General features: G+C 61.9%; 13 protein-coding genes. 8 read left to right on the top strand and 5 right to left on the bottom strand.

What is annotated here, in order from left to right; all coding sequences use genetic code 11:
• The first annotated feature begins 200 nt into the window (after positions 1–200).
• Both NW845_RS07340 and NW845_RS07335 read left to right on the top strand, forming a co-directional pair.
• Entirely contained in the window at positions 201–407 is a 207-nt protein-coding gene (locus NW845_RS07340; protein ID WP_071813530.1) for a hypothetical protein, read from the top strand.
• Between the two features lie 28 nt (positions 408–435).
• A complete protein-coding gene (locus NW845_RS07335) occupies positions 436–753 on the top strand; it encodes a TMEM14 family protein (RefSeq protein WP_414365296.1) in 318 nt (105 codons plus the stop codon).
• A gap of 60 nt (positions 754–813) precedes the next feature.
• On the opposite strand, the gene NW845_RS07330 is transcribed toward NW845_RS07335, so the two are convergent.
• Positions 814–1,443 carry a DUF4384 domain-containing protein gene (locus NW845_RS07330; protein ID WP_414365297.1) on the bottom strand — a complete coding sequence of 210 codons (630 nt, stop codon included), beginning with the start codon at positions 1,441–1,443 and terminating at the stop codon, positions 814–816.
• A gap of 239 nt (positions 1,444–1,682) precedes the next feature.
• Here NW845_RS07330 and NW845_RS07325 point away from each other — a divergent pair, with 239 nt between their 5' ends.
• Complete coding sequence (locus NW845_RS07325) at positions 1,683–2,120, top strand: tetratricopeptide repeat protein (protein WP_414377826.1); 438 nt, start codon at positions 1,683–1,685, stop codon at positions 2,118–2,120.
• Between the two features lie 50 nt (positions 2,121–2,170).
• On the opposite strand, the gene thrC is transcribed toward NW845_RS07325, so the two are convergent.
• The 3 genes from thrC to NW845_RS07310 all read right to left on the bottom strand — a co-directional run bounded on the left by thrC (position 2,171) and on the right by NW845_RS07310 (position 4,813).
• Complete coding sequence (gene thrC, locus NW845_RS07320; RefSeq protein ID WP_414377823.1) at positions 2,171–3,271, bottom strand: threonine synthase; 1,101 nt, start codon at positions 3,269–3,271, stop codon at positions 2,171–2,173.
• 93 nt (positions 3,272–3,364) lie between these two features.
• Complete coding sequence (locus tag NW845_RS07315) at positions 3,365–4,360, bottom strand: isochorismate synthase (RefSeq protein ID WP_414377850.1); 996 nt, start codon at positions 4,358–4,360, stop codon at positions 3,365–3,367.
• A gap of 15 nt (positions 4,361–4,375) precedes the next feature.
• Positions 4,376–4,813: a hypothetical protein gene (locus NW845_RS07310; protein WP_414377820.1), complete on the bottom strand. Its 438-nt coding sequence runs from the start codon at positions 4,811–4,813 to the stop codon at positions 4,376–4,378.
• Between the two features lie 464 nt (positions 4,814–5,277).
• Between NW845_RS07310 and menA the strand changes: the two genes are divergently transcribed.
• The 5 genes from menA to NW845_RS07285 all read left to right on the top strand — a co-directional run bounded on the left by menA (position 5,278) and on the right by NW845_RS07285 (position 14,106).
• Positions 5,278–6,144 (top strand): 2-carboxy-1,4-naphthoquinone phytyltransferase, encoded by an 867-nt coding sequence (gene menA / locus NW845_RS07305; protein ID WP_414365304.1) that lies wholly within the window; start codon positions 5,278–5,280, stop codon positions 6,142–6,144.
• Positions 6,145–6,285: 141 nt separating this feature from the next.
• On the top strand, positions 6,286–8,151 hold the full coding sequence (locus NW845_RS07300) for an LptA/OstA family protein (RefSeq protein ID WP_414377817.1): 1,866 nt from the start codon (positions 6,286–6,288) through the stop codon (positions 8,149–8,151).
• Between the two features lie 73 nt (positions 8,152–8,224).
• The gene (locus tag NW845_RS07295) at positions 8,225–9,403 is read left to right on the top strand and encodes an LptF/LptG family permease (RefSeq protein ID WP_414365308.1); all 1,179 of its coding nucleotides are present in this window, start codon (positions 8,225–8,227) and stop codon (positions 9,401–9,403) included.
• A gap of 80 nt (positions 9,404–9,483) precedes the next feature.
• Complete coding sequence (locus NW845_RS07290; protein WP_414377815.1) at positions 9,484–12,777, top strand: hypothetical protein; 3,294 nt, start codon at positions 9,484–9,486, stop codon at positions 12,775–12,777.
• Positions 12,778–12,870: 93 nt separating this feature from the next.
• Positions 12,871–14,106 carry an LL-diaminopimelate aminotransferase gene (locus NW845_RS07285; protein ID WP_414377812.1) on the top strand — a complete coding sequence of 412 codons (1,236 nt, stop codon included), beginning with the start codon at positions 12,871–12,873 and terminating at the stop codon, positions 14,104–14,106.
• 138 nt (positions 14,107–14,244) lie between these two features.
• Here the strand turns inward: NW845_RS07285 and NW845_RS07280 are convergent, their stop codons facing one another.
• Entirely contained in the window at positions 14,245–15,207 is a 963-nt protein-coding gene (locus NW845_RS07280) for a Gfo/Idh/MocA family protein (protein ID WP_414377847.1), read from the bottom strand.
• Positions 15,208–15,617 lie beyond the last annotated feature (410 nt).

The following is a 15,617-nucleotide window of genomic DNA, read 5'->3' as shown; positions in this document are numbered from 1 at the left end:
TGGTTCAAAGCTTTCTGAAGCCAGGATGGTTGGGGTTTGCTGAGGTTTATGGGAAAGCATGACATCTTATCCTAAGTTGTGACAGAGCTGAAATGTTGCCTTCACGGACGAGGCGTTTTCCCTAGAATGGAATTGATGGCCTAGACCACTCTTGCTTTTGCACTTTCGCAGTTCAGCCCTTACCCTACACAATGGATGCCATGACCCCTGAAATGGTACGCCAGTTTTGGTCTTTGGTCAGCGAGATCGGCAGGCCAGATTGGCTCAATCAACGTGACGATGACTTGGTGAATCTGCTTCTGAGTGCCTGCCAAAAAAAACATGCCCTCAGCAACGTCGATGCCTCGATTCTCAACCGCTACATCAGCATCCGCCTGCCCTTGATTCGTGAAATTGTTGTGGACTAGACCGAGCTAGGAGGGGTTTTTCCCAGCCATGATGGCTGCACAGATTACTTTGCTCGTCTATGGAGCGCTGCTTTTGGTAGGCGGAGTCGTCGGCTATATGAAAGGCAGAAGCTCCAAGTCGTTAATCGGCGGCCTGGTGGGGGCCGCCCTCAGTGGCGTCAGCTATGGGCTACTGGGAACAGGTTCCCGCTGGGGGCTGGGCCTGGGCTTGGGGACGGCGGCGCTGGGATCCCTTCTCTTTGCCCTGCGCTACCGCAAAACCGGCAGGTTTATGCCTGCTGGTCTGATGCTAGTGGTGAGCTTGGTGGCTGTTCTTCTCCTAAGCCTCAGCTTCGGCTCGGTCTAGGCCGGAGACAAGCCTGCATAGCTGTCGGTTCCAGGCTCTGGAAGGATGGAAAGTCTGGGGTCACCGCGGTGCGACCCGATAGAAGCGCGTGGTGGTCACCCACTCGGTGGCAGGGATCTCCTCGACGACAATGGCGCGAGCGATGGCATCGCCCAGTTGGGATCCCCGTACCCTTACATTGGCAAAGGATCCACCCTGCTCAAAAGAGGCGATCTCCTGGAAGTTGAGGGGACGGAGGGAGGCCACCGCCAATACTTGGGCTTGGCCAAAGGGCGGAGCAATGGTTAGGCGGTAGCGGGCACCGGGGGGCGGGAAGGTGCGCACTTCGCCGGCCCGCAGAAACTCGTTTCCACCCGAGAAGCGGTTGGGCAAAATCAAATGGGTGCGGCCATCGGCTTGGATGCTGAACAGGTAGACGTAGGCGTCGCGATTGGTGCTCAAGGTAATGGAAATCGGCTCGCCGGGCCGGTAGATGGGGTTAGAGCCACGCCGATCCAGCTCCAGATTTACCTGCAAGTCGGAAGGTACTGGGTTGACGAGGATGGAGCGGGTGCCGGTTTCCAGGCGAGTGTCGGCCAGTTGTAGCCTTGGCAGCGGGGAGTAGAGGCCCAGCGTCTGCGGGAAAACGACGGTGGCCGGAGCCATCGACAGCCCCAAAGCCAGCGGCAGGAAGAGCAGTTTGGCGTTCATAGTTCACCCCTGATTAGCGGCTATGTTCATCCTAGGAAAGGGCAGAGTTTTGCCAGAGCAGGCTTTGCGCAATCTGAGATCCCCTGCTGAGGCAGTTTCCCCTGCCGCAGATGGCAGGCCCAGCGGCGAAAAGGCGCTGAACCGCTTCTCACCATTAGGGTGGGAAAACCGGGAGATCCCATCTGGCAAGGGCTAAGCTGCAGATCAGGGATCCCTCGGCTCAGACCCAAACCTTGCCTATGGCCAACGACAGTTACCAAGAAGGCATCGCGGCGGTTCAGGCGGGCGATTTTCCGGCGGCCATCCAGGCGTTTCGCCGAGCAGTTACCGAGGACCCCACGCACACCGAAGCTCGCTATAAGCTGGCCTGGGTGCTGGGTATGAGTGGCTATCTGGATCCAGCCCTGGCCGAACTGGAGGCGGTAGTGGCGGCGGATCCCAGCCATGTTGCAGCCCACTACAACCGCGGGGCACTGCTCTTGCAAAAGGCTCAACTGGAAGCAGAGGTGGATGGCCAGATCGATCTAGACGTCCTGCGGCAGGCGGAAGAGGCCTTTCAGACCGTGATGCGCTTGGATCCCACCGATCAACGGGCCTACGCCTTTCTCACTTTGGTCAAGCGGGCCATCCGCAACTATCAGTCGCCCGCGCAGCCTTCTAGCCGCAGTGACGAGTGAACCCCCTGAGCCAGCACCTCATCCCTCCCCCAGCACCCAGGGCGGCGGCGCTAAAAGCCCATCAGGCGGGCTACAGCAGCCAAATCGGGGGCAACCCCCGTGTGGATGGGGGCGGATCCCTGTTGGGCGGCCGTGTCGGGATCCTTGAGGCCGTTGCCGGTGAGCACGCACACCACCCGGGCGCCGGCAGGCACCTGATCCCGCCATTTCAGCAATCCAGCCACCGAGGCGGCACTGGCCGGCTCGCAGAAGATCCCTTCCTCTCTTGCCAGCAGACGATAGGCGGCCAAGATCTCCTCGTCAGTTACACTGTCCACTCGGCCACCGCTGACCTGGACAGCCGCCTTGGCCTTTACCCAACTGGCAGGGTTGCCAATGCGGATGGCTGTGGCCACCGTTTCTGGATGTTCCACCACGCGATTGAGGACGATAGGAGCAGCGCCGGCAGCCTCAAAGCCATAGAGATGCGGGCGGCGGCTGGCCTTGCCTCGCTGGTAGTAGTGGCAAAAGCCCATCCAGTAGGCGGTGATGTTGCCGGCATTGCCTACCGGGATACAGAGCCAGTCGGGGGCATCTCCCAAAGCATCCACCACCTCAAAGGCGGCAGTTTTCTGTCCTTCTAGCCGAAAGCGGTTGACAGAATTGACCAGGGCCACGGGGTAGACTTCCGCCAGTTGCCGCACCATGGCCAGCGCCTGGTCAAAGTTGCCCTGAATGGCGATGATCTCCGCCCCGTACATCAGGGTTTGGGCCAGCTTGCCCTTGGCCACATAGCCATCAGGGATCAGCACGTAGGCCCGCAGGCCTCCTTTGGCCGCATAGGCAGCGGCTGCTGCTGAGGTATTGCCGGTGCTGGCACAGAGGATGGCCTCCGCCCCCGCCTCCTTGGCTTTGGACACCGCCATGGTCATGCCCCGATCCTTGAAGCTGCCGGTGGGGTTGAGGCCTTCCAACTTTAGGTATACCTGGCAGTCTCGCCCCAGCCGTCGGCTCAGGGCAGGAGAGGGGATCAGAGGGGTATTACCTTCATGCAGCGTCACTACGGGGGTGCGGGGGCTGACGGGGAGCCACTCCCGGTAGTGCTCAATGATGCCGGGCCAGAGACGGGATCCGGCCATAGGCGGGGAAGAGGGGGGATTGAGGGTAACCATGCTGTGGACAAGTCGAGGCCGTTAAAGGGCCAGCTCTCTAACTTTAACTGTTTGGGAGACTGTTCTATCAGCTTTGCCCAACGGCGGCTGCAACTACCAGCCGAGGGAGTCTGGTGGCTGCAAGGCCAGGGCCTGAACCAGCGCCTGCAGCTTCAGGCGGATTTCGGCCACTTCCTGCTCCGGCTTGGAGTCGGCTACGATGCCAGCGCCAGCATACAGGCGGACCCGCTTCCCTTCAATCAGGGCTGAGCGGATCCCAACCACCAACTCGCCATTGCCCTGCAAGTCCACCCAGCCCAAAGGGGCGGCATAGCTCGAGCGGTCAAAGGGCTCCCACTGCTCCAGCCACTGCAGCGCCGCCTGCTGCGGATAGCCTCCTACAGCGGCAGTGGGGTGGAGCTGGGCCAACAGGTCAAATAGATGCACATCAGCGGGGAGCTCCGCCTCGATTACCGTTTGCAGATGCTGGATGTTGGCCAAACGGCGCAGCCGTGGCTGAGGGGAGATGCGGGGCTCCATCCCCAGCCGGCCCAGAGCTTCCTGGATCGAGCGCACTACCCACTGGTGTTCACGCCGGTCTTTGGCGCTCCGGAGCAATTGCTCGGCCAACATCCGGTCTTGGTGGCCATTGGCGCCGCGGGCGACGGAGCCGGCCAGCGCATCAATCTGCACCCGGCCTTGCCACACCGAAAGCAGCCGCTCCGGGCTGGCTCCCAGGAAGACCTGGGGAGGAAAATTCCCCTCACTTTCTGAGGCAAAGGCGAAGACGCTGCAATCGGGGTGATGCGCCTCCAGATAGGCCAGCAGCGAGGGGATGGCCGGAGGGGAGGGCAACACCAGATCCACCGCTTCCGCCAGCACCGCTTTCTCCAGAGATCCCACCTGAATTGCTTGCAGGGCTTTTTCAATTCGCGCCAAGAGGGCCTCTTCCGCCACTGCCACCTGCGGCGGCGGCTGGGGCTTCCAGGCATTCCAGGCAGGCAAGGGGGCCTCGGCAAGGCGCTGCATGCGGACAAAAAAAGCGGCAATCTGGCCGGCCAAGGCCGCCGGGTCGCTTTCAGGGCCAATTTCCAGGTTGAGCCGCGCCACCGTCAACTCCCCCTGCTACTTCAACAGTTGCCAGCGCGGCAGGACCAGCGCTGCCCCCCCGCCGCTGTTGGGGGCAAAGCCAAAACGGCAGAAGCACAAAGGGCGCTCCTGCTGGCTGCGGGGGGACTCTGGGGGGGAGCCGGGAGCGCTATGAACATGGGGCTGGAGCCCTTGCACAAAGGCCCGTGCCGCCTCAAATCTCCCCTTTCCCGAAAGGTCGAGCTGCCGCAGGGATCCCCATCCCAGCACCCGCACCCGTTTCCCTTGCGTCGGGTGGGAGAGGTAGCAATAGCCGAGGGAGTGGCTGGGGGGGAGCGAGCCCAACTGCCGGGCCAGCACTGCCAGCGGATCTAGCCCTGAGATGGGCTGCCATAGGCTGAGAATCTGGGGGATCCCTCGCGCCCGCGCCATCTCTTGGCAGGCCGCTAGCAGGGGATCCCAGGCGTGTTCCACCTCTCCTGGCCCAGCAGAGGTGTGAATGGGCGGCCAGTCTCTGGGCCCTTCCGGGCATCCGGACGCACCCTTCCAGGGGAAAAGAGAAGAAGTCATGCGCAAGCAAAAGAGGACGATCCCACCTTGGCCGAAAACAGGACAAGCGTCATCGCAGCCGGCAGGGGAAGCTGCAGAAAGGCGTTTCAGGATAGGAGATTAGGAGAGCAGCCGGCGGCTCAGGCTCGCCAGCGCCGGATCCCAGGCGTTTCTTTACGGATTGCAAAGTTTCTTAGCATCCTTGGGGATGGGGACAGAAGCCCCCTAACCTAACAAATACAGAGCCAACACAGAACCCAGAGAGAGCTAGATCCAACATGCTCGCACAGCCGGAACCGTCAAAGAGAACGTGCAGGGATCCAGAGACCAGCCAGGTACAGCTTGCAGAAAAGGGCACTTGGGAGGGCCGCTCCCGGCGGCAGTTGTGGATGGCCGCCCTCAAGCCTCCTATGTACAGTGTGGCCATCATGCCCATCTGGGTGGGATCTGCCATCGCCTACGCCCAGGCAGGGGTGATGGATGTGGGGGTTTTGGCGGTGTTTTTGGGGGCCGCCATCTGTCTTTTGGCTTGGGTCAACATCAGCAACGATGTGTTCGATGCCCAGACAGGGGTGGACAAAAACAAGCTCCACTCACTGGTCAACCTAACCGGCAAGCCGGAGCAGGTGTTCTGGGCTGGCAATGCCTTTTTGGCCCTGGGGTTGGCAGGGATCCTCTGGCTAAGCTGGCGGCAAGCGGATCCAACGGTGCTGCTGCTGGTGCTGCTGGCCTGCGGGCTGGGCTACGCCTACCAGGGGCCGCCCCTGCGCCTGGGCTATCAAGGGCTGGGGGAGATCCTCTGTTTTTTGAGCTTTGGGCCGCTGGCGGTTCTGGCTGCCCACTACAGCCAAAGCCAAACGTGGTCGCTGCCGGCCCTGGCGGCCTCGCTGGTGGTGGGGATGGTCACCAGCCTAATTTTGTTTTGCTCCCATTTTCATCAGGTGGAGGACGATCTGGCTGCTGGCAAGCGCTCGCCAGTGGCTCGGCTGGGCACCCGCCGCTCCGCCCGTCTCATCCCCTGGATCTGCGGCAGCATTTTTGGCCTGCTGCTGCTGTTTGTCGGGCTGGGGGCTTTTCCGGCTTGGACGTTGCTGGGTTTTGCCGGGATCCCCTTTGCGGTGCGGCTATCCCGCCTGCTGGGGGCCTACCACGACCAGCCGCAGCGGATCAGCCATTCTAAGTTCATCGCTGTTGGCCTCCACTTTTGGCTAGGGCTGTTTCTGGGGTTGGGCTTTATCCTCAGCCGTCTGGGATAAACCAGAACCTTAGAGGTGATCGGGATCCCGACGAGGCGGCCCGCAAATTGCGATAAGCTACAGCCTAGTGTGCCGGGTTGGGTGTTGGCCCTGCTGGGGCTCATGGGTTCGGAATCAACGTAAGGCAGCGGCGAGAACAGGATGCGGCGATTTTTCAATTCCAACCTGGGGGTGGCGCTCTTGGGAACCGGCCTCTTGGCCGCTCTGGTTGCCTGGGCCTTGTCCATCGACATCGAAGAGGTAAAGGTGGAGTCCCCTCCCCCGGATCAGCCCCTTTCCGTCAGCCGCAGGGTGGATATTGTGGGTCGTCGAGGGGGCCACCAGCGTTGGCGTCTCATCGCCGAACAGGTGGAGCTCAGAGCTGGGCAACAGGTGTTTGAGCAGGGGGCGCACGGCTACTTCTACGGAGGTGGCGCCGACCGCCAAGAAGAGGTGCCGGATCCCTTTTTTGCCAGCAGCGAGCAGATGACTTGGTGGGCCAAGCGGGCCCGCTACGACGCCACCGCCGACGCCCTCTATCTGGATGAGGAGGTGGAGGTGAGAAGCGAGGATGGCAGCCTGCTTCTGACCCGCGCTCTGAGAGTCACGCCTGAAGAGCGCATCGAGGTGCCGGCGGAGTTCACCCTCAAGGGGCAGGAAATGGTGCTGCAGGGCCGCTCCGGCTCGTTTAACTTCCAATTTGCCCTCCTCAGTGCCCAGCAGGGCAAGCTAATTGTGCTGCCTCCGGATCGCCCCAGCAAGACGGAGTCCTCCAGCTCTGCCCAAGGAGCCGACCTGGCCAGCGCCGCCCGGTGGGTGGCCACTGCGGCGGCGGATCCTGCCTCCACCACCATCACCGCCGACCAGATCACCTACGATCGTGCCAATCAAGTGGCCGAAGGGAGAGGCAACCTGCGCATCCGCGAACGTGGCATCGAGATTCGCGCCCCTCAGGGCACCTACCTGCGCCAGCAGGCCCAGAGCATTCTCTCCGGCGGCGTGGTGTTGCAGGAGGTAGCCGGCGACACCAGCCGGGATCCCCTGTTAGCCGATCTGCGCTTGGCCCAGGCTGGCCCACAGGCGACTCCCAACCAACCGGATCAGGAGGTCACCATCATTGCCGACCGCCTCACCTACGACCGCAACACGCAAGTTGCCCGCGGGGAAGGAAACCTGGAAATTCAACAAGGGGAAACCACCATCCAGGCAGCTCAGGGCACCTACCGCCGCCGCGAATCCCAAAGCCTGCTGACGGGGGGAGTGACCCTGCGCGAGCCGGGGCGGGTGCTCACCTCCGCCCGCCTGGAGGGCAACCACCGCGACAAGATCTTCTTCTTCGAAGAAAACGTTCTCTACCGGCAGATGGCCGCCTCTACCCCAGCTCCTGGCGGCGGATCCCTGACAGAGGAGCTGCGCCAAGCCGAAACGGAAGTGCGGGCCGCTCGCCTGGTTTACAACTCCCGTACCGGCACCTCGGAGTTTAGCGATGCTGTCGAGTTTATCCAGCGGGGGCGCAAGGCCAAGGCCAACCAGGCCACCATCACCCCTGAGAAGGTGGAGCTGCGGGGGGAGGTGGTGATCGAGCAGATCGAGGGGGACTGGCTGGCGCGGCGCCTGCAAAACCCCCAGACCCAGGCCGATGTCGATCAACCGACGGTGATCTATGCCGATCGGGTGGAGATCGACCAGGCCAGCGGCGATGCCCGCTTCCTCGGCAATGTGGTGATCGTCCAGGCCAACCGCGCTATTGAGGGAGATCGGGCCGACTACTCCGACCAAGGGCAGATTTTCAGGATCACCGCCGACCAGGCTCCCGTCCTCCTCTGCGATCGCGGCGAGCTCACTCCCGTTCCCCCCAAAACCAGTGAGGGTCTGCCCGGTCGCGATGCTCTGGATCAGATGTGTCGGGGCGCCAACCGCCTCAGCGGCAGGCTGGTCACCCTGAACTTGGAACAGGATGAGTACACCGTCGAGGGGGACGAGCAGCAGCAGGGGATGTTTCAATTTCGCATCACCGACGCCCTCTGACGGGATCCAACCCTTGCCTGCCACTCGTCTGGGGCCGGCTAAGTCGCACGCCAGTCTGAGGGAATAAAGGCACATGCCCACCCAATTGACCAAAGGAAAACGGCACCAAGGCGCTGCTGGTAGGGGGAGCTTGTGGGGATCCCTAAAATTTGGGGGCTTTTTTTTGGAGTTTTATCTCTTCAAAGAAATGATCCGCCCCTTCTTTTTGGGGGTGGCAGGGGGCACGGTAATGATGCTGGGCAACCAGCTTTTTATCTACGCCGATTTGCTGGTGAAAAAAGGCGCCCCTCCCCTCACAATTTTGCACATTCTCCTCCTCAACTTGCCCGCCATTTTGGTGGTCACCTTCCCCATTGCCGGCCTCTTTGCCACCCTGCTCACCCTGGGCAGGATGGGGGCCGACAGCGAGATCACGGCTCTGCGGGCTGCCGGGATCCCCTATCGCAAGGTGCTGATTCCGGTGCTCTGCATCGGTCTACTGATCAGCGGCCTGGCGCTGTTGACCAATGAAGTGATCGTGCCCCAAACCAACCAAAAAGTGAAAACCCTGAACACCAATCTCATCCTGGCTCAGGATGCCCTTCCCTTTGACTCGGAAGAGATCGTGCGGGTGGACGACGACCTTTGGTTTCATGTGGGATCCATTGACCCGGAGACCGGCTTGATGCGCGACTTACTGATTTTGGATCGCAAGGCCGAGACCGGCCACCTACGCTACCCGCAGGTGATCTCTGCCGAAACGGCACGTCAGGTGGGCCAAGCGTGGCACCTGCAAGACGTGGTGATCCGTCGCTACGACGAGCGGGGGCGCACCTACTACGAGGGCCAGGTGGCGGAGATGGAGCTGAACATCGTCAGCAAGTTGGTGGGCCTGGTGTACGCCGAAAAGGTGCCCCAGGAGCAACGGGCGGCAGAGCTGTGGGAGCAATGCCAGCGATATCGAGCGGAGCAACGTCCTTCTGCCGATGTAGCCCGCTGCCTGACGGAGTACCACCTCAAGTTCGCCATTCCCTTGGCCAGCTTTTTTGCCATCTTGGTGGCTGCGCCCCTAGGCCTACAAACGGTGCGGCAGACCGGCCGCTACGGCAGTGTGGCGCTAGCGATTGTCCTGGTGTTTATTTACTATGTACTGATGAGCTTAGGACGCGCGATGGGTCGAGTTGAGCAGATCGATCCCTGGCTGGCTGCCTGGTTGCCCAATATGATTTTCGGCGGGGTGGGCTTCTCTCTACTGTGGCGGTTTTTACGGTGAGATTCGGCAACTTCCCACATGGCTTCAGCCCTTGGGCAAGGTGGCTAGCCCTTTGCTGGGGCAGCTCCCTGTGGGTGGGAATGGAGAGGGCGGTCTTTGCCCAGCCGGATCTCCTGCCCACCAATATGGAGGGCTACCAGCGCTTTTGGGCAGCGCAAACGTCGGCCCAGCGGTTACAACCGGCTCACCGAGCTCCCAGCCCAGAATCGGTTGCTCCCCCTGGTGCCAGCCTGTTGGGGGATCCCATCACCTTAGCCGAGGCTCAATCTTCTCCGCCCGCTGTGCTCTTGAAGGCGGCAACTGGACCTTCTGCGGCCTCAGTTTCTAATCTTGGCTCCCCGCCGTCTAGCACCCCTTCTGAAAAGGCCCTCACGCCAGAAGAGTTAAACCGGCAGCGGCTGCAACGGCTCTTGGCCGAGGGGGCGGCGGCCCACGCCCGGCGGCAGGCACAACAGGCCCAGGCAACGCCGTCTTCCCGGCCCGCTTCAGCGGCGACGTCCCCTGCAACTGTTCCGACTCTGGACTCTCTCGGCTCCCCCCGTTCCCAAGCTGCTGCCCTGCGGATGGAAGAAGAACCCCGGCTGCGTCCCACCGAGACTAGGCGCGGCCTAGGATCCACTGGCGAGAGCTTGGCTACTGCTTATCCGGTTACCCCTCAAGGGCCAGAGGGGCTTGGTTCGGAAGAGGCGGCGCAGCGAATCCCGACCTTGATCTCGCAAGCCGGCGGGAGCTGGAATTTGGGCGGCGCCCCTTCCCCTGCACCTGCTTCCACCGGCACTCAGATGGCAGCTCAAACCGGAACTGAGTCATTCACCCCCACTGCCGGATCTCTACTGGCTCCCCAGTTGTTGGAGCGGTTCCCCCTGTTGCGGGATCTGGGCGCTCCTGCCACCGGCCCAGAAGCCGCTCCGCCTGCCAGCCAGGGATCCCAGATTCGCCAGCAACTGGCGGCCACCGCCACCAGCCAACGGCAGATCCCCCTCGACCCGGATCAGATCAACGTCAGTGGGGATGTGCTCCGCTACATCGCTGAACAAGACCTGGGCATTGCCGAGGGAAACGCCCAGATCCAACTGGCCGACGGCACCCGCATCAGCGGCGAGCGGCTGTTGTTTTACCGGCGGGAACGGCGCCTGCGCAGCGAGGGCCCTTTTCGCATGGAGTGGCCTCCTGGGCCGCAGGGGCGCGGGATCCGGCAAATCGAGGGGCGCAACCTGGACTTGGATATCCCCGGTCGCAGCGCTCAATTTGAAAACTCGCTGGTGATCCTGCCGGGGGAGGAGCCGGGCACCCGGGTTTTTGTGCGCAGCCAAGAGACCACTGCCCTGTTGGGAGAGCGGATCTTCTTCGAGAAGGCCACCGTCACCACCTCGCCGGAGCCGCCCATCACCCACTACGTGCAAGGGGATCGGGTGGAGGTGTTTCCCGATGACCGGGTCATCGTTTACGACGCCCGCGTCTTTGCCGGTGGCGAGCTCACCCAAGAGGGCGATCTGCGGGCGGGGCTGCAGATTGCCTACTTGCCCCTCTTCGTCTACAGCCTGCGGGATCACCAGTGGGTGCTGCCGGGGCGCAGCGAGGCGGAAGGGGTGTTTGTCAAGTCCAGTTGGGCCTACCGCTTCGACGAGTACAACTTCGGCGGCCTGCGGCTGGATGTCCTGCAGAAGAAAGGCCTGGGCATCGGCTTTCTGCACGACTACATTCTCCCCATCCCCGATAGCGTCAACTACGGGCGAGCCCAGTTTTACCTGGTAACTGAGGCTGACCAGCGGCGCTTCTCCAGCCGCTTCCGCCTTGACCACAACTTCGACTTCTACGCCGCCAACCTCCTCGGCCAAGAGGGCCAACTGCGGGGCCAGCTCAACCTCAACCTAGACAACACCTACCGCCCTGCCGGCGGGCGCAACGACAACGCTGACCTCCGCCTCAACGCCACCTTTCAGGGGGATCTCTCCACCACCACCCTCAACATCAACCGCAGCGGATCCCAGGAAAACGGCACCTATAGCTTTCCCCTCACCCTCAGTCACATCCAGCGCTACGGGGGCGTGCCTTGGCTGCAGTCGGATCTGCGCCTGGACTACAATCAGCGGGTGAGCGTCAAAGATGGGCCGGATTTCGCTGATGCGCGGCTGACGCTGGGTGCCCAACTCACCCCACCCGGCTGGGGAGGCACCTACCGCCTCAACTACCGCGCCTACAGCAGCTCCAACGGCGACACCGAGCCGCGCCGCAACTTCGAGCTGGCCTTCAATCCCGATCTCCTCCGCATCACTCCCGATATCTCCCTCAGCAGCGCCCTCACCCTGACCCAAGAGCAACAGCCAGATCGAGAAGTGGGATCCGGCCTTAACTTTTTCAATCGTTACGAGCTGCGCTCCAGCCTTGAATTCAACGACATTCAACCGGCTCCCTGGATCACCTTCATGCCCGGCTCGATCGACTACACCCAAGTCCTGTACTCAACCCCCGACCAGGAATCCACCGTCAGCCTCAACCCCCGCCTCAGCCTCAAGCCCGCCGACTGGAACACCATCGATCTGCGCTACAGCCGCACCTTCTACGGCAACAATTCCGCTCCTTTTCAAACCCTTTCCGTCAGCCCCAAGGATGTGGATCGCCTCAACGCCAGCATTAGCTTCTTCACCCCGCGCAACTTCCTGCTCAACGTGCCCCCCGGCTACATCGCCTTTGAAGACGACCTGCCCGGCGAGCTGCCCATAGCCCTGACCTTCCCCGACGATACGCCGGAGGATTTGGAAGCGATTGCCTCCCGCAACTTGCAGGAGCTGCAGGCGGAAGTAAAAAACCTGCTGCGCCTGGACACCAGCCTAGGTTACGACTTTGTCGCTCAAAAATGGGATACCCTCAACGCCAACTTTACTTGGAACACCACCCCTGAGCTGTTCAACGTCCAGGTGCAAACGTCCTACGACCTCAACCAGGGGCAGTTACAACCGATCCGGCTGGAATATCGAGGGCGCAGCAGCACCACCTTCAACCGGGAGCAGCGCTCGGGTCTAGATAGCTATGAGCCGGGGATTAGCTACGCGCTGCAGGCGGTTTACGATCCGCGGTCGGGGGAGATTTCCACCTACGGCCTCGACCTAGATGCCACCATCGGCACGCAATGGCAAAACCACTGGCGGTTCCGCCTGGGCCTAACGGAGGCAGGGATCCGCCGCATTGAGGTGCGCCGCGACCTGCGGGATTTCGAGCTGCGCTTGGCCTACGATCCTGGGGCGGCGTCGCTGCGCCTAGAAGGGATCCTGGTGGCCTTTCCCAGCCGCCCCCTGGGCCTGACCCAGGAGCGGGGAGAGTTTCACCTGACCTCGCCAGTGGGTGCCTTCAGCCTGGATAGCCTGGGGCAGTGAGCCAGGCAGGTTACAGGGGTTGACAGAAGCAGGAGGGAGGTGGCTTCGGCTACACTGGAGGGCCGGTGGTTTTTTAAGCAGTGCTCAACTCCTATGGCCAGGATCAACGACCACTTCCTCAAGCTGAAGGCCGGCTATCTCTTTCCCGAGATTGCCCGGCGGGTACAGGCCTTTGCTGCCGCCCATCCGGAAGCCCAAATTATCAAGATGGGCATTGGCGATGTTACCGAGCCGCTGCCGGAGGCCTGCCGGACGGCCATGATCCGGGCCGTGGAGGAAATGGGGGAGCGGGCTACCTTCCGCGGCTACGGCCCAGAACAGGGCTACGAGTGGCTGCGCCAAGCCATTGCCCGGCACGATTTTCAGTCTCGCGGCTGCGACATCGACGCTTCTGAGATCTTCATCTCCGACGGCTCCAAGTGCGACTGTGGCAACGTCCTGGATATTCTCGGTCACGACAACACCATTGCCATCACGGATCCCGTCTATCCCGTCTATGTGGACACCAACGTGATGGCGGGCCATACGGGGCCGGCCAACGAGCGGGGTGAGTACGAGGGCCTGGTCTATCTGCCGCTGACGGCGGAAAACCACTTCACCGCCAGCCTGCCCCAGCAAAAAGTCGATGTCATCTACCTCTGCTTTCCCAACAATCCCACCGGCGCAGTAGCAACCCGGGAGCATCTGCAGGCCTGGGTGGACTATGCCCGCGCCCACCACTCGCTCATCCTCTTTGATGCCGCCTACGAGGCCTACATTACGGAGTCTGGGATCCCCCACTCCATCTACGAGATCCCGGGGGCAAGGGAATGCGCCATCGAGTTCCGCTCCTTTTCCAAGACAGCCGGCTTTACCGGCACCCGCTGCGCCTTTACAGTGGTGCCCAAGTCGCTACGGGGCCAAGCTGCCGATGGCTCCTGGGTGGATCTCTGGAGCCTGTGGTATCGCCGCCAGTCCACCAAGTTCAACGGCGTGGCCTACATCGTGCAGCGGGGGGCAGAAGCCGTCTATTCTGAGGCAGGGCAGGCCCAGGTGCGGGCTTTGGTGCAGTTTTACCTGGAGAATGCCCGCATCATCCGCGAGCAGTTGGCCAAAGCCGGGATCCAGGCCTACGGCGGCGTCAACGCTCCCTACGTCTGGGTAAAGGCGCCCACTGGGCTGAGCAGTTGGGAGTTTTTCGACAAGCTGCTGCACACCTGCCATGTGGTGGGGACTCCCGGCTCTGGCTTTGGCAGCGCCGGCGAGGGCTACTTGCGCCTGTCGGCTTTTAACAGCCGCGCCAACGTAGAAGAAGCCATGCGCCGCATTGTCAGCGTGTTTGGGAGCTGAGCAGCCGGCCCTCCTCACCCCCAGCTCCTCTCCCCTTGGGGGAGAGGGGGGATAACCAGCATGCTGTTTCATAGCTGTCTGCAATTTCTGAAAACGCTTTCGAACTTCTCCCCTAAGGGTTCTCTGGAGTTGGATGGGTCACACTTCCACGCGGACAACCTGCTGGGTTTGGGCGGATCGCTCGGCGGCCTCGGCCACGGCGAGGGCATGGAGCATCTTTTCGGTGTCTACGTAGAGAGGGCTGCCGTGGCGCAGGTGATCCAGCACCATGCGGGTGTCTTGTTCGAACAGGCCGTGGCGGGATCCCGTCTCCAAGGGGTGGGCACTGCCGGCGCGCAACAGCATCGCCTCTTCGCCGTTGATCAGCAGGCCCCCCCGCTGGCCGTGGAACTCCAGTAGCCGCTGCGAGCACCACAGAGAGTCTCCCTTGCCATAGGTCAACACTGCCAGCAACCCATTGGCAAAACTCAGTTGGGCTGTGCAGTAGCAACTGCTGTAGCGCTGGGGCAAATCCGGCCCGTCGTAGCGCAGTTGACAGCTCACCCGCTCCACCTTGCCCAGCAAGTCCACCAAGCGGTGAATGCGGGAGACAGCCCCCATGAGGGGGAAGCCAAACAGCTCAGGCCGGTAGGTCCAGCGGTCGGGGGCGGGGTGGGTGGCGGTGAGGGTGATGTAGCGGACGGCAAACAACTTGCCCAGCCCTTCCAGCTCCCGCCTCAGCAACAGGTGGATGCCGCTGAGGAGCTCGATGTGCTCCACGTGCAACAGCAACCGCCGCTCGGCTGCCAATTGCACCAGCGACCGGGCTTCGGCAAGGCTGAGGGCAAGAGGATATTCAACGACAGTGTGGATCCCTGCTTCCAGCGCAGCGCGGGCAATGGCCCCATGATCCCGATTGATGGTGCTGACAAAAAGCAGATCCAGCCGCTGCTCGCGGAAGAGAGAAGACCAGTCGAAATAGGCAACAGCCCCAAACTCGGCGGCAAAAGTAGCACTCCGCTCGGGGGATCGACCGACAACAGCCACAATCTCCACTTGCCCATCTTTGCGCAAGGCCTCAGCCCGTGAGCGAGCCGCGTAGCCGGTGCCGATGATCCCCACTCGCAAGGTCTGTTCCCTCTCCTAGCCTGCCTCTGTTTGTAGCATCACACAGAAAGGATCCCTTGTACTACCTAGCCATCAGGATCTCGCTTCACCCCAGGGAAACTCCTGCTGCACCCCTTTATTTCAAGCAGCAATAAAACCTCTCGTCACATCGCTATTGCTGCGCAACGCTGTCGCGAACGCGTCTCCCCAACTCCCCTCTCCCTGAGGGAGAGGGGACGGGGGTGAGGGATAGCTCCCTGAGGGAGAGGGGGCGGGGGTGAGGACATCAATTGTGGCCCGCCACCAGTGAAAATTAACGTAAGGTGCGGAATTCCTCACCGTCTATACGGTGGGGATGGATAGCACCCTCTGACTGATTCTGGATGTATTGCTTCACAATTTCTAGGGAGCAAATCATGCCAAAG

It is taken from the genome of Synechococcus sp. H60.2 (genome assembly GCF_047462315.1).
Classification (GTDB): domain Bacteria; phylum Cyanobacteriota; class Cyanobacteriia; order Thermostichales; family Thermostichaceae; genus Thermostichus.
Note: the sequence above shows the minus strand (reverse complement) of the source record. Positions and strands in the feature narration are given on the sequence as shown.

What these genes read in the sequence shown, in the direction of transcription:
- NW845_RS07290 (WP_414377815.1), top strand. Translation starts at nt 9,484, where the DNA reads ATGGAGAGGGCGGTCTTTGCCCAGCCGGATCTCCTGCCCACCAATATG.
- NW845_RS07325 (WP_414377826.1), top strand. Translation starts at nt 1,683, where the DNA reads ATGGCCAACGACAGTTACCAAGAAGGCATCGCGGCGGTTCAGGCGGGC.
- NW845_RS07340 (WP_071813530.1), top strand. Translation starts at nt 201, where the DNA reads ATGACCCCTGAAATGGTACGCCAGTTTTGGTCTTTGGTCAGCGAGATC.
- menA (WP_414365304.1), top strand. Translation starts at nt 5,278, where the DNA reads ATGGCCGCCCTCAAGCCTCCTATGTACAGTGTGGCCATCATGCCCATC.
- thrC (WP_414377823.1), bottom strand. Translation starts at nt 3,271, where the DNA reads ATGGTTACCCTCAATCCCCCCTCTTCCCCGCCTATGGCCGGATCCCGT.
- NW845_RS07285 (WP_414377812.1), top strand. Translation starts at nt 12,871, where the DNA reads ATGGCCAGGATCAACGACCACTTCCTCAAGCTGAAGGCCGGCTATCTC.
- NW845_RS07330 (WP_414365297.1), bottom strand. Translation starts at nt 1,443, where the DNA reads ATGAACGCCAAACTGCTCTTCCTGCCGCTGGCTTTGGGGCTGTCGATG.
- NW845_RS07300 (WP_414377817.1), top strand. Translation starts at nt 6,286, where the DNA reads ATGCGGCGATTTTTCAATTCCAACCTGGGGGTGGCGCTCTTGGGAACC.
- NW845_RS07335 (WP_414365296.1), top strand. Translation starts at nt 436, where the DNA reads ATGATGGCTGCACAGATTACTTTGCTCGTCTATGGAGCGCTGCTTTTG.
- NW845_RS07295 (WP_414365308.1), top strand. Translation starts at nt 8,225, where the DNA reads ATGCCCACCCAATTGACCAAAGGAAAACGGCACCAAGGCGCTGCTGGT.